This is a genomic window from Paenibacillus sp. VT-400 (assembly GCF_001029205.1).
GTDB classification, from domain to species: Bacteria; Bacillota; Bacilli; order Paenibacillales; family Paenibacillaceae; genus Paenibacillus; species Paenibacillus amylolyticus.
Map to the genome: position 1 here is coordinate 1 of NZ_LELF01000004.1, position 213 is coordinate 213.

Below are 213 nucleotides of genomic sequence, written 5' to 3' on the forward strand. Positions count from 1 at the left end.
GGGGTGATGGCGTGCCTTTTGTAGAATGAACCGGCGAGTTACGTTCCCGTGCAAGGTTAAGGTGAAGAGCCGGAGCCGCAGCGAAAGCGAGTCTGAATAGGGCGAATGAGTACGTGGACGTAGACCCGAAACCGGGTGATCTACCCCTGTCCAGGGTGAAGGTGCGGTAACACGCACTGGAGGCCCGAACCCACGCATGTTGAAAAATGCGGG

General features: G+C 57.7%; 1 rRNA gene. It reads left to right on the forward strand.

The features are described 5' to 3' along the window. A 23S ribosomal RNA gene (locus tag EL84_RS32870) occupies positions 1-213 on the forward strand; the annotation flags it as partial.